This is a genomic window from Marinomonas sp. IMCC 4694 (assembly GCF_008122525.1).
In the GTDB taxonomy this organism is placed as follows: domain Bacteria; phylum Pseudomonadota; class Gammaproteobacteria; order Pseudomonadales; family Marinomonadaceae; genus Marinomonas.
In genome coordinates this window covers 1455753-1481333 of the sequence record NZ_VSRV01000001.1, presented here as the reverse complement: position 1 = coordinate 1481333, position 25581 = coordinate 1455753, and the positions used below count along the sequence as shown (strand labels likewise).

The window sequence follows — 25581 nt, the reverse complement described above, 5'->3', positions numbered from 1 at the left end:
TGAAGACCTCAAATACAAAAAAACCAGACATAAAGTCTGGCTTTTATAAATACGATCAAGATTTAAACAGTTGTTAAGCACCAACAAATACAGGCTCAACATAAGAGATAGGAGTTGTTTGAGCTTCATCTTCAAAAACAACATACTCCCAAGCATCTTGATGCTCAAGCAGAGCCAACAAAAGCTTATTATTTAGAGCGTGCCCTGATTTATAAGCCTTATATTCACCGATCAAACTGTGACCAAGTAAATAAAGGTCACCGATGGCATCTAACACCTTATGACGAACTAGCTCATCACGGTAGCGCAAGCCCTCGTCGTTCAAAACACGGTAATCATCTAAAACGATGGCATTTTCCATGTTCGCGCCGCGAGCCAAATTATTATTTTTGAAGTATTCGAGATCCTTCATGAAGCCAAATGTTCGAGCACGACTAATTTCTTTCACAAAAGTCGTCGTTGAAAAGTCAAACGAGGTACTCTGCACATCCTCTCCAATCGCAGGGTGCTGAAAATCGATCGTAAAAGACAATCGAAAACCAGAATGAGGCTCAAGTGTTGCAAACTTATCACCTTCATCTACACGAATAGGCTTTTTGACTCGAATGAATTTCTTAGGGGCATTTTGAGCTTCAAGTCCCGCTGATTGTAAAAGAAAGACAAAAGGACTAGCGCTGCCGTCCATAAGAGGAATTTCGCTAGCGCTGACTTCTACATAAGCGTTATCTACACCTAACCCTGCCATTGCAGACAATAAATGTTCAACGGTACTCACTCTTACATCACCTTGACATAAAGCCGTTGCAAAATTTGTTGACCCTACAGATCGTGCGTCACCATGGATTTCCACAACGGGGTCCAAGTCTGTGCGAACAAATACGATACCCGTATTTACAGGCGCGGGTTTTAGTGTCAAGTATACTTTCTCGCCGGAATGTAAACCGACTCCAGTCGCTCGAATAATGTTTTTTAGTGTGTGTTGGCGTACCATTATAATCCTACATTTTTATGACTGGATACTATTCTTTACAAAATAGTATCAATAACACATTTTTTATACAATCCGACGCACTGACTTTGCATCGTCTTTACTCAAACTAATCAGCTTGACGACGCAAAAATGCCGGAATGTCCAAATACGATAATTTATCGCCACTTGAAAGATGGGAAGAATCAGCAGACTCCACCTTTTCATCCAAGTTTTTCTCTACTGCTTTCACCTTCACATCAGGTGAAGGTGTCAGCACAGATTGAGCAACAGTCATTTTAGAATCACTACTTTCAACAACTTGCTCTACCTTCGCAACAACAGGATTAGAAACGACAGAATCACCAACAGCAGATTTCATTTCCGCTGCCATGCGCCCCTCTAACCCCGTTGCAACCACCGTGACTCGCATTTCATCCCCTACACTAGGATCAATAGCACAACCAATCACGACCGTTGCATCTTCCGATGCGTATTCTTCTATTATTCCACCAACCTCTGTAAACTCGGACAAACCTACCTCTTCGTTTGCCGTTATATTTACAAGCACACCACGTGCACCTCTTAAATTGATGTCTTCTAGCAAGGGATTGTGTATAGCCGCTTCTGCCGCTACTCTCGCCCTGTCTTCACCCGATGCCGAGCCTGTCCCCATCATGGCCATACCCATTTCAGACATTACTGTTCTCACATCCGCGAAGTCGACGTTTATCAACCCGGGACGCATGATCAAATCGGTAATACCTTGAACCGCATTAAATAAGACATTGTTCGCCTCACCGAATGCTTTTAATAATGTGATGTTTTTCCCAAGCACAGGCAAAAGGCGCTCATTGGGGACAGTAATTAAAGAGTCAACGTTTTCACGCAACTCTCGCACCCCTTCATCGGCAACCTTAGCTCGGCGTCGGCCTTCAAAGGGAAAGGGCTTGGTGACAACAGCAACGGTTAAGATACCCAATTCACGTGCCACTTTAGCGATAACGGGAGCCGCACCAGTCCCTGTTCCGCCACCCATACCCGCTGTGATAAACACCATATCAGCGCCGGTCAATAACTGAGTAATTTTCTCTTGATCTTCCAACGCGGAATCTCTGCCAACGTCTGGATTTGCTCCAGCGCCCAATCCCTTTGTGATGGTTGAGCCTAACTGCAAAGATACGCCAGTTTCAAAGCCTATAAGCGCTTTAGAATCGGTATTGGCACAAATAAATTCGACGCCCTCTAACCGGTTTTCTAACATGTGACGCACAGCATTACCGCCACCCCCGCCAACACCAATGACTTTAATCACCGCATTATCGGATACATTATCTTCTACTAAATCAAAGACGTTCATGGGCATATCGCTCCTTTGTAAATTCACAATCAATTCTGACTAAATGTAACTCTCAAACCAGTGTTTTAATTTTTGCCACGCCTTCGTTGCACTGAAGGATGGCCCGATTTCTTTTGGAGCCAAAATTGACGCTTCTTGTTTAGTTTGCGTCTTAGACATTGTGCGATTAGAGATCTCTGATACTTCAGCCTCTTTACTTCCGTAAACCAATAGACCAACGCTTGTTGAGTATATTGGGTTATCGACAATATCTGACATTCCTTTAGTACAATCTGGTAAAGATAATCTCACGGGCATTTGAAATATCTTTTCCGCCAACTCTGCAGCCCCCTCCATTAGAGAGGTACCACCAGTAATAACAATGCCAGCAGGAATCCGCTCCGCAAAGCCACTACGTCTTAATTCGTCTAAAACTAGATTGTAAATTTCTTCATACCGGGCCTCAACAACCTCAGTTAATGCGTGGCGGGTAATTGACCTTGGTTGACGATCACCCACACTCGGCACTTGAAGTACCTGATCGGCCTTTGCCATTGAAGACATTGCACACGCGTATTTGACTTTAATTTCTTCGGCGTGTTGCGTTGGTGTTCGCAGGGCCATTGAGATATCGTTCGTAACTTGATCGCCGGCCACTGGAATGACCGCAGTATGATGTAATGCACCATCGAGCCAGACAGCAATGTCCGACGTTCCAGCCCCTACATCAATGAGACAAACACCTAAGTCTTTTTCGTCTTCACTCAATGAGGATTCACTGGAAGCCAGCTGTGATAAAATCACACCATCTACACCGAGCCCACATCGCTTAATGCATTTTTCAACGTTCATCACGGCATTGGCTGCACCCGAAATCAAATGCACATTTGCCTCTAAACGAACACCAGACATACCCAAAGGATCTTTAATACCTTCCTGAGAATCGATATGGTATTCCTGAGGCAAAATATGCAGCACTTTCTGATCAGAGGAAATGGGCACAGCTTGCGCGGCATCAATCACTCTATCGATATCTTCTTGCTGTACCTCTCCGTGCTTAATAGCCACAATACCGTGGGAATTTAAGCTGCGAATATGACTCCCTGCCACACTCACATAAACCGAATGTATATTACAACCGGCCATTAATTCCGCTTCTTCTACTGCACGCTGTATAGATTGCACCGTAGATTCTATATTGATGACAACACCGCGCTTCATACCTTTTGAACGATGGGACCCAATACCAACAATATCTAAACTACCGTCAGCCAGCACCTCACCGACCAAACAAATAACTTTTGATGTACCTACATCTAAACCGACTATCATTTCACCTTCCCGGCAGTACGTATTGTGGTAATAAGCCCTTCTCAATCGTGTAAAAAAGCAACAATCAGGCCAATGTTAATTATTTTTTACCCAACTTACTGCAACACCATGGGGGTAACGAGCATCAACTGAGCTTATCCGGTCTATTCTACCCGATAAATCGCTTTTATACACCGCTATAAAACGCTGCAATCTCTCTAGAATGTCTTCTCTTCCGAGCTTTACCGCGACACCATTGGTAAAAATAATACGCCATGCCCCTCGCTCTTCTAAGTTGAGTGAGGCAACACGCAAAGAGGTCGAGGAAAGTACTTGGCTAATCAAACCAAACTGCTCTAACACGACACCGCTTGATCCATCAGGTCCGTATAGCTTAGTAAGCGGCAATTTTGGCACCTGTTGCGGGGTGATAATAACCGCTGAGGTGGATATCAATTGCCCATCCCCCCAATAAGCAAGAGGTGTGTGTTCATGAACAAGAACTTGCAGGGTATTAGGCCAAATTTTACGAATTTCAGCATTGGCTACCCACTCTGATGACAAAACAACCTCGAGCACGCCCGACAAGGGAACATTTAACAGGTTGGCCCCCATTAATGAAGAAAAGTCAGCCAGTAATTCGTCTTCTGAAACGTAGTTCAGATTGCCCTTCACTTCGATTTTTTGGATGGCGAACCAGTCATTTGAAACGTCACTTCCCTGAAAAGAGGCAACCAGTACCAGAAAAATAGCCCCTATGAGCAGTAGCATTCTCATTGTCTAATCGCGCCCAACGTCATTCCATGCATTTTGCGCGATCTTCTCTACCAACGATGCATAGTCGATACCAACATAATTGGCGGCCATCGGCACCAAACTATGCGATGTCATACCTGGCGCAGTATTCACTTCAAGCACCCAAAAGACGCCAGATTGATCGCGCATCACATCAACACGACCCCAACCAGAACAGCCTAAAGAGCGATAAGATTGAAGAGAGAGAGCCAACAGTTCATTTTCATCATCAACACTTAAACCGCAGGGCAACAGATACTCGGTATCGTTTGCAATGTATTTGGCCTCATAGTCATACAAGGTATGATCGGCAGCAGGCTTTAAGCCAATGGCCGGAAAAGCCACATCATCGATAATAGTGACCGTAAATTCAGGCCCATCCACAAAGGCTTCGATGAGAATGTCAGAATCATATTGAAGCGCTTTCAATAATGCGTCGTTAAGCTCACCACGATTTGTTACCTTGTTAATACCAATTGTCGATCCTTCTCGAGAAGGCTTTACAATCATCGGATAAGACATTTTCGATTCAATAAGGTCGGCGTCCGCTTGCCCAACAAACGACAAATAAGCTGGCGTAGGAATTCCAATACCATGCCAAAAACGCTTGGTTAACACTTTGTCCATAGCCAATCCACACGCCAAAGGCGAGCTGCCAGTGTAGGGCTTACCCAGCATACCCAATAAGGCTTGCACGCGACCATCTTCTCCTTCACCGCCATGCAGAGCAATAAATGCAAGATCAAATTCGATAGATTGTAATTGAACAACAGGATCACGCTGCGCCCCAGGCCCATAGAGATCCAGCTCAACGACCTGATAACCTTTAGAGCGTAAGCCCGCGGCGACTAAGGGGCCACTTTGTAAAGAGACATCACGCTCGGCAGAACGGCCACCGTAAATAACGGCAATCACAGGCTGCATTTGTGTATTAGCCATGTTAGATCCCACTGATTGATAAGTTTTTAGAAAGGTTACCAATATCACCCGCCCCTTGTGTAATCATCAAATCCCCCTTGCGCAACACGTTACTCAAAATTGACCGTAGATCTGATTCGCTGCCCACATGAATAGGGTCAACAGTTCCACGCTGTCGAATACTGCCACACAAAGATCGACTGTCTGCACCGTTGATCATGGTTTCTCCTGCAGAGTATACGTCCAGCAACAAGAGCACATCGACTTGAGATAACACTCGTACAAAGTCTTCATATAGATCACGCGTTCTCGTGTAACGGTGAGGCTGATACACCATCACCAGCCTTTTATCTGGCCATCCATCTCGAATGGCTTTTATCGTGGCCAGCACTTCACTGGGATGATGACCGTAATCATCAACAAACATCACGTGCTCACCATTAGGCAGAAGCAAAGGCTCTTGTTCCTGAAAACGTCGTCCAACACCTTCAAAACCCATTAAACCGGCTTGAATGGCAAGGGAATCCACACCGAGATCGGTGGATACTGCTATGGTAGCCAGTGCATTCAGTACGTTGTGACGCCCCGGCATGGGCAAGCGAATTTTTAATGGCTCACCTTCTGGTCGATGCGCAAGAAACTCACAATGACGGCCAATTTGAACAATATCGGTAGCGTAAAAATCTGCCTCCTGCTCGATCCCATAGGTTAATACTGGACGACTCAAAGACGGTAGAATTTCACGGACATTATCATCATCCACACACAACACAGCCAGACCGTAAAAAGGTAAATTGTGAATAAACTCAATAAAAGTTCGCTTAACGCGCTCAAAATCACCGTCATAAGTATCCATATGATCTTCATCAATGTTAGTCACTATCACGGTTTGTGGCTGCAAATGCAGAAACGAAGCATCACTCTCATCGGCTTCAGCAACCAAATAAACACTACTTCCCAATTGAGCATTGGCACCCGCACTGGTTAAACGCCCACCAATAACAAACGTCGGCGCCTCGCCCGTTGCAGCAAGAATAGACGCCATCAAACTGGTCGTGGTGGTTTTACCATGCGTGCCCGCCACCGCAATCCCATGACGGTAACGCATTAACTCGGCTAACATTTCAGCGCGACGAACAATAGGAATACGGTGCTCTTTACCCCAGATAATTTCAGGGTTTTGCTCGTTAATGGCGGTTGAGACGACGATTACATGAGCATCGTAGACATTCTCTTCAACATGCCCGATGTGAACGTTAATGCCCAAACCCTCCAAACGCTCTGTCGCAACAGACGCCCTAAGGTCAGAGCCAGTCACTTGATAACCCTGATTATGCAGCACCTCAGCGATGCCACACATGCCGACACCACCGATACCAATAAAATGAATATTTTGGATACGGCGCATCGTTGGAATGTCGTATTGAACCTTTTGATCTATCATGATTTTATTAACCCTAAACAATGTGCAACCACATCGTGGGTTGCATTTGGGCACGCAATTGAGGTCGCTTGCTCACCCATTTTTAATAATGTCTCTTCACTCTCTAATAAACCGCTGAGTAAGGACGTGATGATTTCTTGGCTTAACTGGGACTGAGGCAATAAATAAGCCGCGCCCACTTTTTCTAAAAAACGAGCGTTGGCTGTTTGATGGTCGTCTATCGCATGAGGATAAGGCACTAAAATAGAAGGTAAGCCGACTATAGCCAGCTCACTGACGGTCATGGCACCGGCGCGACACAAAACCACATCCGCCCAATAGTATGCTTGATCCATGTTATCGAGGTACGCTTCGACACGGGCTTCTACTTTTGCCGCTTGGTAACATTGTGACACCTCGTCAAAATGTCGCTTTCCGGTTTGATGCCAGACATCCAAACGCTGGGAAAAAGGCCATTGCGCTAAAACCTGAGGAATAACGTCATTAATCGCTTTCGCCCCTAAACTGCCGCCAACCACTAACAGTCGCAATGGACGCGCCGTCTCGGTTCTGCAAGGACGAACGTGTTGTGCCAAAATATCAGCTCGAATGGGATTGCCAACACTCACACCTTGATAAAGTGCCCCGTCAAATGCCTGAAGCTTAACAGTCGCTATTTTAGCAAGAAGCTTATTCGTCGTGCCTGCAATGGCATTTTGCTCATGAATGATCAAGGGAATGCCAAGCAAACGTGCCGCCACGCCTCCGGGACCTGCAACAAAGCCCCCCATGCCTAAAACAACATCTGGTTTTACTTTTTGCAACACCGCTATGGCTTGGCCAATAGCGTGCAATATTCTGAATGGCGCGGCAAATAACCCAAGCCCCCCTTTCCCTCTGACACCTTTTATCGATAATGAGTGAAGCGGAATATCTTGATCCGGCACGACGGACTCTTCCATGCCGCCTTTTGAACCGAGCCATTGGACCTCTAAACCTTTCTCTTTAAAACATTGAGCGCAGGCCAAAGCTGGGTATATATGACCGCCTGTACCACCCGCCATTATAATGATTTTTTTAACGGTGCTCATACTTCACTCACTTTTAGCGTTTCACTCACTTCCTGTTGGTGATCTCGCTGAACACGACGATTTTCGATATCAACACGCGCGATAGCAAACAAACTGCCCAAGGTAACAATCAAGCTACTGCCGCCATAACTGATCAGAGGAAGAGTCAGCCCTTTAGTCGGTAAAAAACCCGTATTCACGCCGATATTAATGATAACTTGAGCAAGGATAAGAATGGCAAAACCAAAGCACATATACCCGGCAAAAGGGCGCGCCAACGCCATCGCATCATGCCCAATCTTAAACGCACGAGTCACCATAACCGCGAATAAAAAAATCAGAAACAAGCCTCCTAACATGCCCGTTTCTTCCACCCAAATAGAAAATACAAAATCAGTGTGAGCCTCCGGCAAATAAGACAGCTTTTGCACACTGTTACCCAACCCTAAGCCAAACCATTCACCCCGTCCGTAAGCAATCAATGCTTGACTCAGCTGGTACCCCTCATTGAAAGGATCGGCCCACGGATCAACGAAATTCATCAAACGTTTTAAGCGATAACTTGCTGAAATAGCAACACCTGATAAAACGACAAATGCAATCCCTAATAGAGCCAAAAACTGATAAAGCGGAGCACCACCCAAAAACAGCAACGCCATCACGGTGCCCAACAACACCACAGAGGCACCGAAGTCTGGCTCTAACAACAAAAACATCAAAAACACGCCACACAGGAAAAGTGGCAGCATAAACCCCACCCACCTACCTTGCCGCAAACGCTCTGCTCTTCGTACTAAATAGCCCGAGATATAAATCACCATACAGACTTTAGCCACTTCAGACGCCTGTAAATTGAATACCACCAGATTGATCCAGCGCTGACTGCCATTGACGCTTTTACCAACACCTGGAACCAGCACCATCACCAACAAAGCCAGTGACAGCCACATTATTTTAACACCATGTTTCTGAAGCTGATGGGTGGGTAATGACACAAGCAGACAGCCAAATACAATACCTAAAACAAGGTAAAGTGCTTGCCTACCCATAAAAAAATAAGGGTGACCATGGATACTTTCAGAAATAGAGATAGACGCACTGGACACCATCACTAAACCCAGAGCAAGAATAGACAACACTGAAATAACAAACACCGTATCGACTTGAGAGAATTCACGCAGCGACACCCGGTCAAATATATTCAACCCGCTCATAAGGCATTAACCAAGCGAATAAAATGCTCGCCACGGGCTTCATAATTTACATACATGTCTAAACTGGCACACGCCGGCGACAACAACACAATGTCACCAGCTTGACTGTCCTGATCAACACAAGCAACAATCTCATCTAACGTCGCATACCGCTTAACTATCGTGTCACTGGACAATGCTGATGCAATACTCTGCGCGTCTTTGCCAAACAAATACACCGTTCGGACTAGCTCTTTAATGGGCTTAGAAAGACTACGAAAATCCGCACCTTTGCCCTCACCGCCAGCAATTAGCAGCATATTTTGCTTACCGGGAACGCCCAACCCTTGCAAGGCCGCCAAAGTAGCGCCGACGTTCGTCCCTTTTGAATCATTAATATAGGTCACGTCGCCAAGGGTTCTAACCGTTTCGCATCGATGTGCCAAGCCACAAAACTCGCTTAAGACTTTAGCAACAGCCGCCGACTTTACCGGCACCCCTAACAACTCGAGCATTGCCAAAGCGGCCAACACATTCGCATGATTGTGAGCCCCTTTAAGCGCAATATCAGAGGTGTGATATAGCCTTTCAACACCACGACACAACCACGAACCATCGCCGTCTTTGAGTATCCCATATTCTTTCAAATCCGGGCTCTTTGTAGTGAAAGCTCTTACGGGCACCCCTTCTGGTAATAAAGGTGCGGTCAGAATATCCTGTTTATTACACACAGCCGCCTTACAACCACGATAGACTTTTTGTTTCACACGTTGGTATTCATACAGATCTTTGTAACGATCCATATGGTCTTCAGAAACATTGAGCAGACAAGCCAAATCCGCTTGCAAGGCGTGCGTCGTTTCTAACTGAAAGCTGGACAATTCAAGTACATAAAAATCAGTATCAGGCGATAGCAAATCCAACGCTGGCAACCCCAAATTACCGCCGGCTTTTGCACTTTTACCGCTCGCTTGCAACAGCAAAGCCACCAAAGTGGTTACCGTACTTTTGGCGTTTGAGCCCGTAATCGCGACAAAAGGCGCATCGGCGTAATCGCAAAACAAATCAATATCGCCCCGCATAATCACACCACTTTGCGCCATACGCGCAAGCACAGGGGTGCTCAATGCAATACCAGGGCTGACAAAAAGCTCAGTCAACCCAAGCGTTTCCAACACCGACAAATCACCAGTAAAAATGCGCGCTTCTGGGCAGTATTTTTTTGCTTCCTCGAGCCCTGGTGGATTGTCGCGAGAATCCACCACATAAAAATCCATTCCCTTACTCGCTAAAAAGCGCACACAAGACAAGCCCGTCGCCCCCAAGCCAACGACGGCTTTAACCCGATCTGACCCGATCAACGACATACTCAACCCCTAACGTACTTTTAACGTGGCAAAACCCACTAAAACCAAACACACCGTAATAATCCAAAAGCGCACAATCACTTTTGGCTCAGCCCACCCCTTGAGTTCAAAGTGATGATGTATGGGTGCCATTCGAAATATTCGACGCTTAGTCAGTTTGTAAGACGCCACTTGCAAAATAACCGACACAGTTTCCATAACGAAAACCCCGCCCATGATAAACAAGACCAATTCTTGGCGAACGATCACGGCAATAGTCCCTAACGCAGCCCCCAACGCCAAGGACCCCACATCGCCCATGAAAATTTGCGCAGGGTAAGTATTGAACCAAAGAAAACCCAACCCTGCACCGGCCAGAGCGGCACAGAACACCAATAATTCCCCTGTGCCATGGACATAAGGGATCAACAAATAATCGGCAAACTTCACGTTACCGGTTAAATACGCAAACACCCCTAAAGCGCCTCCTACTAATACAGTGGGCAAAATCGCCAAGCCATCTAACCCATCGGTTAAATTAACGGCATTACTGGTACCAACAATCACAAAATACGTCAATACAATAAAAAACAGCCCTAAAGGAATCGCAATGTCTTTAAATAACGGAACAATGAGGGCGGTTTCAGCTGGGGTACTTGCGGTGTAATACAAATAAATCGCCGCCATTAAACCAAAAATACTTTGCCAGAAATACTTCCATCTGCCTGGTAAACCGCGCGGATTTTTTTCGACGACTTTTCGATAATCATCCACCCAACCCACCGCACCAAAGGCCAACATCACCAAAAGCACAACCCATACGTATTGGTTACGCAAGTCGCCCCATAACAGGGTACTGACAGAAATTGAGAAGATAATCAACGCCCCGCCCATAGTAGGCGTACCCGCTTTTGCTAGATGAGATTGAGGACCATCACTGCGAACCGCTTGGCCTATTTGCAAACGCTGCAACAACAGAATGACTTTATTACCAATTAATAAAGAGATCGCTAAAGCGGTTAAAACACCTAAAATAGCTCGCAAAGACAAGTAATTAAAGACAGTAAAAAATGTGTAATATTTGCTTAAAAAAGCCGTTAGCAGAAGTAACATTGGTAAGGATTATCCTAATTAATTAATGCTTTAATTACATATTCCATTTTAGCAGAGCGCGAGCCTTTCACTAAAATGGCGTGTTTTTTATCAAGATGAGCCACCACCGCGGCCGCCTCTAAGTGAGTGTCGCAAAACACAACATCGCCTCCGCGATCTCGGAAAGCCTTGCCGGCAACCGCTGCGATAGGACCAACACACACCAAATGGGAAAGTCCTGCGTTTTTTGCGTAGAGGCCTAAACCATAATGGATATCATATTGTTGAGCGCCAAGCTCGCCGAGTGCGCCTAAAATCAGCCATGTTTTCTCAGCCGATTGCATCGCTAATACATCGATAGCAGCCTCAACAGAGGACGGGCTGGCATTATAACAATCATTAATTAATAACGCGCCATTTTTTGCCTCAAGTCGCTCCAATCGACCCGATACCATAACAGGACGAGCTAATTGCGCCACCGAATATGCAAAATCAAACCCCAAAGCCAGCATGGCCAGTACAACGGCCATACCGTTAGCAATGTGATGCTTGCCCGCCCCCGCAATCAAGACTGTTTGCTTATGCGAGCCGTAACAAAACAACGCGGAGCTAAAATCAGCAAACAACGCTATCTGCGTCGCGTACAAATCGGCCGACGAACAAAAGCCGAAAGAGTAAACACGGCGCTCACCGGCTAAACTACACCAGTAAGCAAAAAACGGATCATCTGCATTTAAGATCACCTGAGCGCGGGGTGCTGAACCTGAAATCAGTTCGCCTTTCTCTTTGGCTATGCTCTCTAAATCGCCTAGCCCTTCAAAATGGCTGCCACTGGCGTTGGTTAAAATCACTACATCAGGAAAGGCAATCTTAGCCAGCTGCGCAATCTCTCCTAGAAAACTGGTGCCTGTTTCTACAATGGCCATGTCGTGAAATTTATTTAGGGCCAACAAGGTTTGCGGAACACCAATTTGGTTATTCAAATTCGCCTGGGTTTTTAAGACATTGCTTTCACTGAGTGATTGCGCCAACCAGTCTTTCACTGTCGTTTTTCCATTGCTGCCAGTAATACACACCACAGGTCGTTTAAAGGCATTTCGGATTAAACGCGCAATCCTGCCATAGGCCACAGTGGTATTATCGACTTTAATACAAGATGGCAGGCCGAGATCCTGCTCGGATAAAAGCCCAGCAGCACCTTGTTCAATCGCTTCCGCTGCGTAATCGTGACCATCAAACCGCTCCCCCTTAATAGCCACAAACAAACAGCCCTTTACAATGTGGCGGGTATCTGTAACCACACAAGTAATCGACCGGTCTGCACCGATTAATTCGCCATGACAGGCTGTCGCTATCTCTGCAAGCGTAAGATTAATTAACATATCGCTCCAACGCCCTTAGCGCCTCTTCTCGATCGTCAAAATGATGTTTGATGCCTTGTATTTCTTGGTAGTTTTCGTGCCCCTTGCCCGCAATAAGCACAACATCATGCTGATCGGCCGACAAAATAGCCTGTTGAATAGCGTTTCGACGATCTGGCTCAAAACGAAAATTTTCGTCGACACAAGTGTTTAACAACACGTCGGAAAAGATTTGCTCAATTGACTCAGTACGAGGGTTATCTGACGTCAACCAGACATAATCTGCATTTTCTAACGCCGCTTGCATCATCAACGGGCGCTTACCACGATCACGATCCCCCCCACACCCAAACACACATATAAGGCGTCCTTTTGAATGCTCCTTTAAAGCACACAAAGCAACCTGCAACGCATCGGGCGTATGAGCATAATCCACCACCACAAGAGGCGAGCCTTCGTGTTGTAACTTATCCATTCTTCCTGGCGCACCGCGCAATAAAGACAAGGCCTTTATTAAAATATGTTTGTCATTCACCTCATGCCATAGACTGGCTAAAGCGGCCAAAGCATTTAAAATATTGAAACGGCCTAATAAAGGCAAAAAAACGCTTGTCTCACCCTCAGGATGACACAAAATAAACTCGCTGCCTTCTGGCCCTAAAGTCAGCTGCTTGACGTAAAAATCGGCCGCTGTATTTTGCTCGCTGTAGTAGCAACAAGTCGAGGTTGTCACCACGCTTGCCATGAAAGACGCATAGTCGTCATCAAGACAAATAACCGCATTAGCTAGACCATTGAAAGCAAAGAGGCGTTGCTTTGCTGTGGCGTAAGACATCATATCGCCATGATAATCGAGGTGATCACGAGAGAGGTTTGAAAATACAGCGGTCTGAAAAGGCACACCGTCAATACGCCCCTGATCGAGCGCATGAGATGAGGCTTCAAACGCGACAAAATTAACACCCGACGATGACATGCTCATTAAAATGCGCTGCAAAGACAAAACATCGGGCGTCGTTTGCTTCGCTTCTTTAAGCTGCTGCAAAGGCCCAACACCGAAAGTGCCAACCAGTCCGCTGTTAAAACCCATAGATTCGGCTAGCTGAGCCACATAGTAACAAATAGAGGATTTACCGTTTGTTCCAGTAACAGCCACAATATGCTCTGGCATATGGCCAAAATAGCGCTGCAAACACATCACCAAAAGCGCGGTGGGACTTTCAACAGAAATCAGCTCAATATCATCACGTTGCAAAGCCAAATAAGACGGAACAACGGCTAATTTACACCCCAGCGACACAACCGCATCAAGGTAATCCCAACCATTTGATGCCACCCCAGGCAAAGCAAAAAAAACACTGCTACCGTTAACTTTACGGCTGTCAGTTTCCACCCTTGTATAAAAAGCAGAATGCGAATTACTTTTTAAAGAATCATTCTCTAAAGAGTAACCCGCTAAATCCAACAGCTGTAAATGAGTCACTTTACTCATTTAAACACCTTAACCAATCAGCCACCTTGCACCACTCTGTAGGGCGACTTTTTCGGTTCCAATCGCACTTCCCTCAAACCCTCAGGCAAATCTGGATAGATATTCAAGGTCGTTAACGCCCCTTCCATAACACGAGAAAATACTGGCGCTGCAACTTCACCACCGTAATATTCACGCCCTTTAGGGTCATTCACCATGACAACCATCGCCAGCCTTGGGTTTGACGCCGGCGCGACACCAGCGAACAAAGCAATATACTGATCGTATTCATACCCTTTTGACCCTACTTTGTGAACCGTACCGGTTTTACCTGCTACTCGGTAGCCTGGAATCTGTGCGGCCTTACCCGACCCTTCCTGCACAACCGCCTCCATCATTTTCACAACATCTTTGGCCACATCATTAGGGATAACTTGCTTTCCTTGTGCCGGCACATCTTGTTTAAAAATAGTGACAGGAACACGGTAGCCATTATTCGCTAATGTCATGTAAGCCTGAGCAAGCTGGAGAGTGGACACGGACAAACCATACCCATAAGACAAGGTAGCAATTTCAGAAGGGTGCCATTTTGGATGAGACGGCAAAACACCTGACGCCTCGCCAGGAAAACCAATACCGACTTGGGAACCAATACCCAGTTCATAATCCATATTCCAAATAGCGTCCTGTGGAAGCGATAAAGCAATTTTAGATGCCCCCACGTTGCTGGATTTGATCAGTAGCTTTTCAAAATCAATTACGCCGTAATTCGCGGCATCTCGAATGGTAAATCGACCGAATCGTAAATACCCTGGTGAGGTATTAATGGTGGTTTCTGTGGTGTATTGCCCCGACATCAATGCCGCCGATACCGTGAATGGTTTCATGGTTGAGCCAGGCTCAAACAAATCAATTACGGCGCGATTTCTAAGCTCTTCATACTCTAATTTGGAACGGTCATTAGGGTTGTAAGATGGCTGATTCACCATGGCAAGAATTTCGCCCGTTTTAACATCTAAAATAACAGCAGACGCCGACGTGGCTCGATGCTCAGTGACCGCTGCTTTTAATTCACGATAAGCCAAATATTGCAGTCTAAGATCAATACTGAGCTCAATATTCTCACCTGGGCGCTCAGTCTCTTCAACACCAATACCGCGGATAATATTACCGGTTAAATCTTTAACGTAGCTACGTCGACCAGGCTGTCCCTCAAGCGCTTGATCGTAAGCAAGCTCAATTCCCTCTTGACCTTTGTCATCGATGTTCGTAAAACCGACAACATGGGAAGCCACTTCACCCGCCGGATAAAATCGTTTGTATTCTTTCGTTTTGATCACGCCCAGCACTTTTGCAGCCATAATTTCCTCCGCTTCATGAGGGGGAATTTGACGTTTTAAGTACATAAATGAACGCGTCTTATTCGACTCAAACCTTTCTTGCAACCAAGCACGACCAACCCCCATCACTTCAGCGAGCCGTTTAATTTCTTGCTCTGGGCCTATGTTCTGAGAGGGGTCTGCGGCCATCGCCCACAATGCTTTTGGATTCGCGACTAAGGTCCATGTTGGCGTACTCACAGCTAAAGGCTCACCACGACGATCTAAAATCATGCCTCGTGTAGCCGGAATCGATTCCGTTCTGACCGCGCGCATTTCACCTTGATTCTGCAAAAAGGCTTTATCTACCACCGTCAGATAGAACAATCGACCTCCTGCCACAAGAAACAACAGTAGTGCAATCGCATACACAAATCTGACGCGCCATTTGCCGGGTATATGAATACTGTCTTCAATCTTCATGGCTTCACTATTATCAATTCATTTTGTGAGGGAGCGTGCATATTCAATTTTTTTACCGCTGACTGCTCTAAACGGCTAGGCTGAGTCAGTGCACTTTGCTCAAGAAGCAACTGACCCCATTTCACTTCATAATCCACTTCATCTTGCTTTAATGTCTGAAGATAAGAAAAATCTTTTCTAAAGTCATACACTTGTATAACAACCGCGATCGAAGTGATGGCTAAAAACAGCACACCGACCGCAAAGGGCCAAGGCGAAACACTCACCTTAATCACTCACCCTCTCCAATACACGCAGCACAGCACTGCGGGAGCGGACATTGTCACTCACCTCAGATTGAGATGGTTTAATAGCCTTACCAATGGTTTTAAATTTAATGTCCAGATGTGCGTTTCGAATAGGCAAATGCCTAGGTAATTCAGGACCCTTGGCTTTGAGTTTCATAAAACGCTTAACAATACGATCTTCAAGGGAATGAAAACTGATAACCGCCAGCCGACCACCCACTTTTAACGCGTCTGCCGCGGCATCAAGGCCCACTTCTAAATCGCCCAGCTCATTATTGATATGAATCCGAATGCCTTGAAAAGCACGAGTGGCGGGGTTTTTGCCTTTTTCCCACGCGGGGTTTGCTTCGGCAACAATTTTTGAAAGCTGCAAAGTGGTTAAAATAGGCGTGTGTGAACGATATTCACAAATAGCTTTAGCAATTCGACGAGAAAAACGCTCTTCACCGTATTGATACATCACATCGGCCATGTCTTTTTCACTGACCGTTGCAACCCACTGTGCCGCGCTCAACCCCTTATCTGGGTTCATGCGCATATCAAGCGGGCCGTCGTTCATAAAGCTAAAACCACGCTCGGCATCATCAATTTGAGGAGATGACACACCCAAATCCATCATCACACCGTCTACTCTGTTCACACCAAATACCGATAAGATGTGTTCAGACATGTTGGCAAAAGTATCTTGAACGATGGTAAAACGGGGGTCTTCTTTCTCTAACGACTTGCCATGTGAAATGGCCACCGGATCTTTATCAAAGCCAAGCAAACGGCCCTCGTTGAGCCGCTCCAATACCAAGCGAGTATGGCCACCGCGACCAAACGTACCATCTATATACAGGCCGTCTGTGTCGGTTACGAGCATATCGACGGATTCATCAAGCATCACGCTTATGTGTTCTGCCATCGTCTTTGTCATAAAGAAATATCCATCATGGTTTCAGTCTGTAAGTCCTCAAGGGCATCTTGAGACAAATAATCTTCGCGCTGAGCTTCCCACTCTTCTTGGCTCCAAATCTCTAATTTTTTACCCTGACCAAGTAGTGTCAACTTTTTATCTAATCGAGCAAATTCACGTAATGGCGCTGGCAGAAGGATCCGGCCCGCTTTATCAACGTCTACATCTGTTGCATGACCAACCAAAAGACGCTGCAAACGCCTTGCCTGAGGTTGAAACGTGGGCAGTTTATCAAGCTTCTGCTGAATCAACTCCCACTCAGCTAACGGGTATAACAACAAACACCTAGAAATAGGGTCTATGGTCACAACCACACCACTGCTGTCATAAAGAGCAAGTTCATCGCGCAATCGTGCTGGAAGTGACATTCGCCCCTTCACATCAACACTGACTTGATGAATCCCTCTAAACACGCTCATACCCACTTATCGACACATTTTCCCACAATTTAACATTTTTCGTAAAAATAGTAAAAAAATATTGTTTTAATGGCGTTTTACTAAAAAAAAGGCACAAAAAAACCGCTTATTGAAAGCGGTTCTTATACAGTATAAAAAATATATACAGAGGTGTGTATTTCACATTAAACGTTCAGTACGCAACAAGAAAAAATGCAAGTTGGCCGATAAGCCGGGTTCTGTCGTGGACAGTCATTCATCTAATACGTACATCACTGCACGTCTTTAGCAACCTACCCGAACTCAGCGCGGGTCACGCCAAAGAGTTCCTATTTGGTCTTGCTTCAAGTGGGGTTTACCTTGCCACGAGCTGTTGCCAGTCGCGCGGTGCGCTCTTACCGCACCATTTCAACCTTACCGGCAGTAAACTGCTTAGGCGGTGTATTTTCTGCTGCACTTTCCGTAGGCTCACGCCCCCCAGGCGTTACCTGGCACTTTACCCTGTGAAGCCCGGACTTTCCTCCCCCCAATAAATTGAGCGGCGACTGCCTAGCCAACTTGCGGTGAGAATACTACTCACCTATGAGAACAATAACAAGGGCTTTCTATCACACACAACGGGCGCACACTAATCATCACACCAAAGGCAATTTAAAGCAGACCTCCAAACCACCCTCTTCGCGATTACGCGCTGTTATCTGACCTTTATGAGCGCCGATAATACGTTGGGAAATCGTTAAACCAACGCCAAAACCACCACTATTAGCCTCTCTCGCTTTTGATGAGCGATAAAAAGCATGAAAAATTTTATCCAATTTATCGTCTGGTACACCTGGACCATTATCGCGAATGTAGATGTAGGCAAACCCTGACTTTTCCCTCGTTTCCAACTCTATCACACCACCGTTCCCAGCATAAAAACACGCATTACGCAGCACATTTTCAATCGCATGGCGCAACTGTAAAGGATCACCTAGCAAGGTTTTAGGCGCATTACCCAATACCGCAACAGTAATGTCTTTAAGCTGACTCTCAAAACTGACATCGTCTACGATGTCGCCAAGCCACTCTTGCACATCAATCTCTTCTTTACTGAGTGAAGCGGCCTCTAGCCTACTCAACGTAAGCACCTGCCCAATCAATTCATCGAGCTCATGTAACTCAGTACGGATACGATGCAGGTACCCTTTTTGCGCCTCTATGGCGTATTTATCTTCTGCGATCGTCAGAGCCACCTCTATTCTTGCTAGTGGCGTTCTTAGCTCATGAGACACATCACGCATGAGGCGCTCTTTTGAGGACAACAGCGTTTGTATTCTCCCGGCCATCTGATTGAACTCACTGGCCAACTTACCAACGGCATCGCTTCTGCGCGCCAACTTATTGTCAACCCTCGCCGACATATCACCCTGCCCAAATGATCGTGCAACACGTTGCAACTTGAGCAAGGGACCCAATAACCAGTAAGCTAGCACACCGCTCGACACCAAAAGACCTAACAATGAAAAGCCCACTATCGCTTCAGGCGCCAAAGGGTCGCTCTCAGGATCTGGTTTGAAAATCATCAAATACTGGATATTGCTACTGCCAATTACCTGAATAAATTGACTGTGAAGAAAATCAGCTTCTGGTTGGTTTTTTACACTGGGACTATTTTGCTCTCTAAAATTTCGGGGCAACGGCTTCAAAAGTGATCGGCCATTTTCTTGATATAAATAAATAGTTCCAGAAAGTTTTTTTTGCGCTTTGATTGTTTCTTCTTGCAGCGAAACAATACCAAATCGCTCATAACCTGCAACCAATTGCACACCGACCTCACCAAGCAAATCAGCCGACACTTGGTTTCGCTCTTGTATGAACTGGACGATTCCTAGGCCAATACTAACCACCACAATGTTGGACAACAGCACAACCAGAAAAACACGCAGGAAAGTATTCTTCATACAATACTAACTGCCCTTTTCCGGAGAAACAAAAATGTAACCCACACCGCGCACTGTTTTTATTCTTGGATCACCATTATCTACATTGCCAATTTTTTTACGCAAATTACTAATGTGCATATCCAAACTGCGGTCGTACATAGTGAGCTTTCTTCCTAACGCCCTTTCTGAAAGCTCCTGCTTGGTCAACACTTGACCTGGAGCCATCAACATACACTCCAACAAGGTGTATTCAGAGGTTGTGAGCTCAACAAGATCACCATTTAAATAGACCGTACGGTCTTTTCTACGCAACAAAACGCCGACCAAATCTATGTCCGCCATTGGGTCATCATCACGGTCTTGTGTTGCTCTGCGTAATATCGCTTTTATTCGGGCCAGCAATTCACGAGGATTAAACGGCTTCGATAAATAATCATCGGCTCCCATCTCTAAACCAAGAATACGATCAATGTCGTCGCCCTTTGCCGTAAGCATAATAACGGGGACCGCGCTTTTACTACGAATTTGCTTTAATGTTTCAAAACCATCTAGTTCAGGCATCATCACATCAAGAATAATAATATCAGGCATATCAACCGCTATTAACGCAAGCGCCTCTCGACCATTCCACGCGTGGGCAACCTCGTATCCTTCACCAACAAAATACTCTTTGATCAGGTCAGATAAACGGGCGTCATCATCCGCCAACAACAACTTAACCATACAAACTGCCTCCTCTCTTTTTGTAGTTAAATAAGTGATTTAATTAATCATTTCTGCATTACAACGTCAGCGCTAAATACTACCTTAACGATTAATTATCACCATCGTGTCTTTTCACTCTTTTTACAAATAATACTTATATGGTGAACTTAACACGCAATAGAGACTAAAAAACCGCTTAAAAAGCGGCTTTTTGAACAGGTTAAACTCTTACGGCAAACGATTACATTTTAAACGGATCACGTATAACAATGGTCTCGTTACGGTCAGGGCCAGTAGAAATAATATCAATCGGCACACCAACCTGCTCTTGTAAGAATCGCACGTAAGATTGAGCATTTTCAGGCAAAGCCTCGAAATTTTCTGCTCCCACTGTGGATTCAGTCCAACCTGGCAACTCAACATACACAGGATGAGCGTTTTCATAACCTTCACTGTCTACTAAAGAGCCAGTCACAGGAGTCCCATCTGCATTAGCATAAGAAACACAAACCTTGATAACAGAAGAGCCGTCCAACACGTCTAACTTAGTCAGGCAAATCCCTGATACAGAGTTGATTTGAACAGCGTGACGCAAAGCCACCGCATCAAACCAACCACAGCGACGTGAACGGCCGGTTGTCGCGCCAAACTCATGACCACGACGACCTAAACGCTCTCCGTCTTCATCAAACAATTCTGTTGGAAAAGGACCTGAACCAACGCGCGTTGTATAAGCTTTGGTGATACCCAATACGTAATCTAAATACAAAGGCCCAAAACCTGTACCAGCAGGCGCGCCGCCCGCAGTTGTATTAGAAGAAGTTACATAAGGGTACGTACCATGATCAACATCCAACAATGACCCTTGAGCGCCTTCAAACATAATATTGGCACCTGCTTTACGCAAGTCATGCAGCAAGGTAATTGTATCCGCTACCATTGGACGCAAGAACTCAGCCATCTCCAAGCCCTCCGCATACACCTCATCGAAAGAAATAGGATCAGCATTATGGTACTGGGTTAACACGAAATTATAGTATTCAAGCACTTCTTTCAGCTTGGCAGAAAAGCGTTGAGCGTCCATAAGGTCGCCTACACGAATAGCGCGACGAGCGACTTTGTCTTCATAAGCCGGCCCAATGCCACGACCCGTAGTACCGATTTTCTTTTCGCCCTTCGCAAGCTCACGCGCTTGGTCAATGGCAATATGATAAGGAAGAATCAGTGGGCAAGCCGCACTAATTTTAAGGCGATCCACCGCCGGAACACCCTGCTCCAAAAGCTCAAGCACTTCTTTTTTCAGTGCCGCTGGCGAAAGAACAACACCATTTCCGATGACACACTGAACACCTTCACGCAAAATACCAGAAGGGATCAAGTGCAATACGGTTTTCTTACCATCAATAACCAAAGTGTGACCCGCATTGTGTCCGCCTTGAAAGCGAACAACCGCAGCAACATCTTCTGTCAGTAAGTCTACAACCTTACCCTTGCCTTCATCACCCCACTGGGTGCCTAAAATAACAACATTTTTACCCATAATTTCAGGTCTCATTCAGATAGTTCTTAAAGAAAATTTTCGTCTTGTACTGGCACTAATTGCCACGCACCACCAACAAAATCCAGCTTAAAATCGATATTCATTACGTGCAAATGGTCTAATGATTCCATTACACGGTAACCTTGCTCTCGCAAAGCATTTACTTTTTCCCATAATGCATCGTTTGTACAAATAGGCGATAACACCGTTTTAGGCTGCACAACAACTACGTCTGTCAAGGCCACCAAGGCTTTCACATCGGTACTAAAACCGGTCGCTGGACGAGAACGGCCAAACACTTGGCCAATATTGTTATAACGCCCACCTCGCGCAATAGCATTCCCATAACCCGGAACGTAAGCAGCAAACACCACCCCAGTATGATAACTGTATGAAACAAGATCGCTAAGATCAAAATGCAGGCCAACGCTCGGGAAACGCTTAACCACACACTGACTGACTTTTTGCAATAAAATAATGGCATCGTCGATGGACTGACTGACACCCGAAAACAGCTCAGTCGCTTGCTCTAAGACCTCTTTTCCACCACACAACCTAGGTAACTCAACCAGCCAGCGCTTCTGAGTAGCCATCAATGGCAATGCCTCAACGTAACGATCAAGCTCAGGTAAATCTTTTGCTTTGTAAAGTTCGATTAACTTGGTCTCTTGTGCAGTATCTAAATCGCAAAGAGCAAGCACTCCACTCACCACATCCACATGACCCAAATCGAGAACAACATGACCCAAACCAGCAACGGTCAAGGTTTGCAGCATTAAAGACAAGACTTCAATGTCACTTTCTACACCACCATGACCATAAATCTCAGCACCCAATTGGATTGGACTTCTCGTTCCATCAAGTCCAGCCGGCATGGTTCTTAATACGCTGCCACAGTAACTTAAACGCTGCACACCCTCATTTTTAAGGCAATGAGCGTCAATGCGAGCAACCTGTGAGGTAAAATCAGCACGAATACCAAGAAGCCGACCTGACAACTGGTCAATGACTTTGAAGGTTTCTATTTCTAAATCTGAGCCGGCTCCGGTAAGAAGGGAGTCCAAATACTCTAAAAGAGGAGGTATTACTAATTGATATCCCCAGCTTTCGTGGAGATTAAGCAGTGTTCTTCTAAGGTGTTCAATCTTAGCGGCCTGTTCAGGCAGCGCTTCATCTACTCCCTCTGGAAGTAACCAGCGATCAGCTGATGTCATTACATTATCCTCTATAGCGGCGCGTCAGCAAAAGAAGCGTTAATCCAAGAAACATACTAACCGCCCCCAAAATACGTAGATTTAAATTTGGGCTCGCAATGGCTTTTTCCATGACTTTTCTCCAAATACGCGGAGCAAGAAATGGCAAAACACCTTCGACGATCAATAAAAGGCTGACGCCAACCAGCAGCGACGACAACAATTCCTGCATAGATCCTCTTTGTTTTGACCATTAAAAAACCGGGCTTTGCCCGGTTTGTGTAATAGTAGCATGTTTCCTATTTTAACAAATAGGCTCAAGTACGATTATTGCTGATTATCCAGCCTAATTCGCACCTCTGCTCGTAGAACTATTTAGATACTTAAAGAATTCACTATCGGGCTCAAGAACAAACAAATCATTGCTGCCGCTGAAGCTTGCACGGTACGCCTGCAGACTACGATAAAACTCGTAAAATTCAGGGTCTTGCGTGTAAACATTCGAGTAAATAGCCGCCGCATTCGCATCACCATCACCACGAATCATCTCTGCATCGCGCTGCGCTTCTGCCTCTAAGACAACCTGCTGACGATCTGCATCAGCACGAATACCTTCAGCAAGCTCTAAACCTTTCGATCTATGCTCACGAGCCTCACGCTCACGCTCTGTTCGCATTCTTGAGTAAACAGACTCACTAACATCAGGCGGTAGATCAATTCGTTTAACACGAATATCAACAATAGAAATACCCAATTCATTCTGTGCCACCAAATTTAGATCGTCACGCAGTTCTGTCATAAGTTGGTCACGTTCTCCAGAAACCACCTCATGCATAGTACGCTCACCAAACTTATTTCGTAGACCGGTATCAACACGGGAAGACAAAACGCGATTAGCGACGATCTCATCACCAGACGTAGCCTGATAAAACTTAGACACTGAGTCTATTTTCCATTTAACGTAAGAATCAACAACCACCGCTTTTTTCTCCAACGTCAAATAACGCTGAGGGCGAGAGTCCATTGTCAAAATACGAGCGTCAAATACCTTCACTTCATTCATGATAGGCAACTTGAAGTGAATACCTGGCTTCACATCGTCCTGAACGATCTCACCAAATTTGAGAACAACGGCACGCTCTGTTTCGTTCACCACAAAAAGCGTCTGTGAACCAATTAAAACACCCAGCAAAAGAACAAATAAAATAGATAAAGACAAGCCTTTCATTAGTTTCTGCCCTCTCTGCGGATTGTTGTACCCTGACGCTTACGTATTTCATCAATAACTTGATCTGTTAGCGACCCAATATTGCCAGAATTGACCGAACCCACACCGTTAGAGGCATCCGCGCGTTGCTTCATTAATTGATCTAAAGGTAAATACAACATGTTGTTTCCACCCTTAGTATCGACAACCACCTTATTAACGTCTTTGTAAACAGACTCCATCGTCTCGATATACAAACGACGGCGCGTTACATCAGGCGCTTTGATGTATTCTTGATACAGACGATCAAATCGATCGGCCTGACCACTTGCTCGGGCCACTATTTCAGAACGATACGCTTCCGCTTCCTCTCTAATACGTTGTGCACGACCACGCGCTTCAGGGATGATCCCATTGGCATAAGACTCCGCTTCGTTTCGGACTCTTAGTTCATCTTCTTTAGCCTTGATAACGTCATCAAACGCTTCCTGCACTTGGGTTGGTGCTTGCGTGTTTTCGACGTTGACTTTCGAGATCAATAAACCCGTACCGTATGCGCTACTGTAATCCTGAATACGCTCTTTAACTTCTGCCGCCAATAACTCACGGCCCTCTGTTAAAATCTGATCCATCTCAGAACTGCCCACTACGTGACGAAGCGCACTTTCAGTAACCTGCGCCAAAGAGTCTTCTGGACTACGAACGTTTAAGAGAAAATCTTTTGGGTCTTGAACAGAATATTGAACAGAAACCCCCACTTCAACGATCGCATCATCCACGGTCAACATAAGTGCTTTGTGATCGTGTGAACGCACTTTGGTTACATTCACTTTACGAACCGTATCGATCATCGGTGGATTCCAGTGCAAACCTGGCATCACGGTAGAGTGGTATTTGCCCAGGCGAAGCACCACACCACGCTCTTGCTGATCAACCTGATAAAACCCTGTAGCCGCCCAAAGAGCGAATAATGCGATCAGTACGATAACAATCAAACCGCTGCTAAACTTCCCAGAAAAATCACCAGAGCCACCTCCATTCGAGCCGCCAGACTTGCGGGATTTCTTAATGCCCAACATCCCCATTAGCTTCTGAAAAGCTTCTTCCAAATCTGGAGGGCTTTGATCATTACCAGCAGGTTTACGACCCCAAGGGTCATTATTGGCTTCTTTTTCACGATCACCGTCAGGACGTCCAGCACCATTGTTACGGTTTTTGTCTGGGTTCCATGGGTCATTATCGTTATTACCCGGTTCATTCCAGGCCATACTGCATCTCCA

General features: G+C 45.6%; 23 protein-coding genes and 1 other RNA gene. All 24 read right to left on the bottom strand.

Annotation, left to right across the window (positions count from 1 at the left end; genetic code table 11):
- Nucleotides 1-73: 73 nt before the first annotated feature.
- Complete coding sequence (lpxC, locus tag FXV75_RS06700; RefSeq protein ID WP_148831786.1) at nucleotides 74-991, bottom strand: UDP-3-O-acyl-N-acetylglucosamine deacetylase; 918 nt, start codon at nucleotides 989-991, stop codon at nucleotides 74-76.
- 106 nt (nucleotides 992-1097) lie between these two features.
- On the bottom strand, nucleotides 1098-2327 hold the full coding sequence (ftsZ, locus tag FXV75_RS06695) for a cell division protein FtsZ (protein WP_148831784.1): 1230 nt from the start codon (nucleotides 2325-2327) through the stop codon (nucleotides 1098-1100).
- Between the two features lie 39 nt (nucleotides 2328-2366).
- Complete coding sequence (gene ftsA, locus FXV75_RS06690; protein ID WP_148831782.1) at nucleotides 2367-3638, bottom strand: cell division protein FtsA; 1272 nt, start codon at nucleotides 3636-3638, stop codon at nucleotides 2367-2369.
- A 75-nt stretch (nucleotides 3639-3713) separates the two neighbouring features.
- On the bottom strand, nucleotides 3714-4394 hold the full coding sequence (locus FXV75_RS06685; RefSeq protein WP_148831780.1) for a cell division protein FtsQ/DivIB: 681 nt from the start codon (nucleotides 4392-4394) through the stop codon (nucleotides 3714-3716).
- A 3-nt stretch (nucleotides 4395-4397) separates the two neighbouring features.
- Nucleotides 4398-5351, bottom strand: a complete 954-nt coding sequence (locus FXV75_RS06680; protein WP_148831778.1) for a D-alanine--D-alanine ligase — start codon at nucleotides 5349-5351, stop codon at nucleotides 4398-4400.
- A 1-nt stretch (nucleotide 5352) separates the two neighbouring features.
- Nucleotides 5353-6774 (bottom strand): UDP-N-acetylmuramate--L-alanine ligase, encoded by a 1422-nt coding sequence (murC, locus tag FXV75_RS06675; RefSeq protein ID WP_148831777.1) that lies wholly within the window; start codon nucleotides 6772-6774, stop codon nucleotides 5353-5355.
- Nucleotides 6771-7844: an undecaprenyldiphospho-muramoylpentapeptide beta-N-acetylglucosaminyltransferase gene (gene murG / locus FXV75_RS06670; RefSeq protein ID WP_148831775.1), complete on the bottom strand. Its 1074-nt coding sequence runs from the start codon at nucleotides 7842-7844 to the stop codon at nucleotides 6771-6773. Before murG ends, murC begins: the two co-directional genes overlap by 4 nt.
- The gene (ftsW, locus tag FXV75_RS06665) at nucleotides 7841-9037 is read right to left on the bottom strand and encodes a putative lipid II flippase FtsW (RefSeq protein ID WP_148831773.1); all 1197 of its coding nucleotides are present in this window, start codon (nucleotides 9035-9037) and stop codon (nucleotides 7841-7843) included. The genes murG and ftsW overlap by 4 nt, the downstream gene beginning before the upstream one ends.
- Nucleotides 9034-10383 (bottom strand): UDP-N-acetylmuramoyl-L-alanine--D-glutamate ligase, encoded by a 1350-nt coding sequence (gene murD, locus FXV75_RS06660; RefSeq protein WP_148831771.1) that lies wholly within the window; start codon nucleotides 10381-10383, stop codon nucleotides 9034-9036. Before murD ends, ftsW begins: the two co-directional genes overlap by 4 nt.
- Nucleotides 10384-10392: 9 nt before the next feature.
- Nucleotides 10393-11475, bottom strand: a complete 1083-nt coding sequence (gene mraY / locus FXV75_RS06655; RefSeq protein ID WP_148831770.1) for a phospho-N-acetylmuramoyl-pentapeptide-transferase — start codon at nucleotides 11473-11475, stop codon at nucleotides 10393-10395.
- Between the two features lie 14 nt (nucleotides 11476-11489).
- Nucleotides 11490-12836 (bottom strand): UDP-N-acetylmuramoyl-tripeptide--D-alanyl-D-alanine ligase, encoded by a 1347-nt coding sequence (gene murF / locus FXV75_RS06650; RefSeq protein ID WP_148831768.1) that lies wholly within the window; start codon nucleotides 12834-12836, stop codon nucleotides 11490-11492.
- On the bottom strand, nucleotides 12826-14307 hold the full coding sequence (locus tag FXV75_RS06645; RefSeq protein WP_148831766.1) for a UDP-N-acetylmuramoyl-L-alanyl-D-glutamate--2,6-diaminopimelate ligase: 1482 nt from the start codon (nucleotides 14305-14307) through the stop codon (nucleotides 12826-12828). Before FXV75_RS06645 ends, murF begins: the two co-directional genes overlap by 11 nt.
- A 17-nt stretch (nucleotides 14308-14324) precedes the next feature.
- Nucleotides 14325-16088, bottom strand: coding sequence for a peptidoglycan D,D-transpeptidase FtsI family protein (locus tag FXV75_RS06640; protein ID WP_148831764.1), 1764 nt, complete (start codon nucleotides 16086-16088; stop codon nucleotides 14325-14327).
- Nucleotides 16085-16363, bottom strand: a complete 279-nt coding sequence (gene ftsL, locus FXV75_RS06635; RefSeq protein ID WP_148831762.1) for a cell division protein FtsL — start codon at nucleotides 16361-16363, stop codon at nucleotides 16085-16087. Before ftsL ends, FXV75_RS06640 begins: the two co-directional genes overlap by 4 nt.
- Nucleotides 16356-17294, bottom strand: coding sequence for a 16S rRNA (cytosine(1402)-N(4))-methyltransferase RsmH (gene rsmH, locus FXV75_RS06630; protein ID WP_148831760.1), 939 nt, complete (start codon nucleotides 17292-17294; stop codon nucleotides 16356-16358). The genes ftsL and rsmH overlap by 8 nt, the downstream gene beginning before the upstream one ends.
- Nucleotides 17291-17746 carry a division/cell wall cluster transcriptional repressor MraZ gene (gene mraZ, locus FXV75_RS06625; protein WP_148835271.1) on the bottom strand — a complete coding sequence of 152 codons (456 nt, stop codon included), beginning with the start codon at nucleotides 17744-17746 and terminating at the stop codon, nucleotides 17291-17293. The genes rsmH and mraZ overlap by 4 nt, the downstream gene beginning before the upstream one ends.
- 197 nt (nucleotides 17747-17943) lie before the next feature.
- Nucleotides 17944-18292: RNase P RNA component class A (gene rnpB / locus FXV75_RS06620), an RNA gene on the bottom strand.
- Nucleotides 18293-18366: 74 nt separating this feature from the next.
- Nucleotides 18367-19674 (bottom strand): ATP-binding protein, encoded by a 1308-nt coding sequence (locus tag FXV75_RS06615; RefSeq protein ID WP_148831758.1) that lies wholly within the window; start codon nucleotides 19672-19674, stop codon nucleotides 18367-18369.
- Nucleotides 19675-19680: 6 nt separating this feature from the next.
- Nucleotides 19681-20379, bottom strand: a complete 699-nt coding sequence (locus FXV75_RS06610; protein WP_148831756.1) for a response regulator transcription factor — start codon at nucleotides 20377-20379, stop codon at nucleotides 19681-19683.
- A gap of 223 nt (nucleotides 20380-20602) precedes the next feature.
- Complete coding sequence (locus FXV75_RS06605; RefSeq protein ID WP_148835269.1) at nucleotides 20603-21901, bottom strand: adenylosuccinate synthase; 1299 nt, start codon at nucleotides 21899-21901, stop codon at nucleotides 20603-20605.
- A 26-nt stretch (nucleotides 21902-21927) separates the two neighbouring features.
- On the bottom strand, nucleotides 21928-23115 hold the full coding sequence (locus FXV75_RS06600) for an ATP phosphoribosyltransferase regulatory subunit (RefSeq protein ID WP_148831755.1): 1188 nt from the start codon (nucleotides 23113-23115) through the stop codon (nucleotides 21928-21930).
- 4 nt (nucleotides 23116-23119) lie between these two features.
- The gene (locus tag FXV75_RS06595) at nucleotides 23120-23326 is read right to left on the bottom strand and encodes a DUF2065 domain-containing protein (RefSeq protein WP_148831753.1); all 207 of its coding nucleotides are present in this window, start codon (nucleotides 23324-23326) and stop codon (nucleotides 23120-23122) included.
- Between the two features lie 114 nt (nucleotides 23327-23440).
- Nucleotides 23441-24322, bottom strand: coding sequence for a protease modulator HflC (hflC, locus tag FXV75_RS06590; protein WP_148831752.1), 882 nt, complete (start codon nucleotides 24320-24322; stop codon nucleotides 23441-23443).
- On the bottom strand, nucleotides 24322-25569 hold the full coding sequence (hflK, locus tag FXV75_RS06585; RefSeq protein WP_148831750.1) for an FtsH protease activity modulator HflK: 1248 nt from the start codon (nucleotides 25567-25569) through the stop codon (nucleotides 24322-24324). The genes hflC and hflK overlap by 1 nt, the downstream gene beginning before the upstream one ends.
- Nucleotides 25570-25581 lie beyond the last annotated feature (12 nt).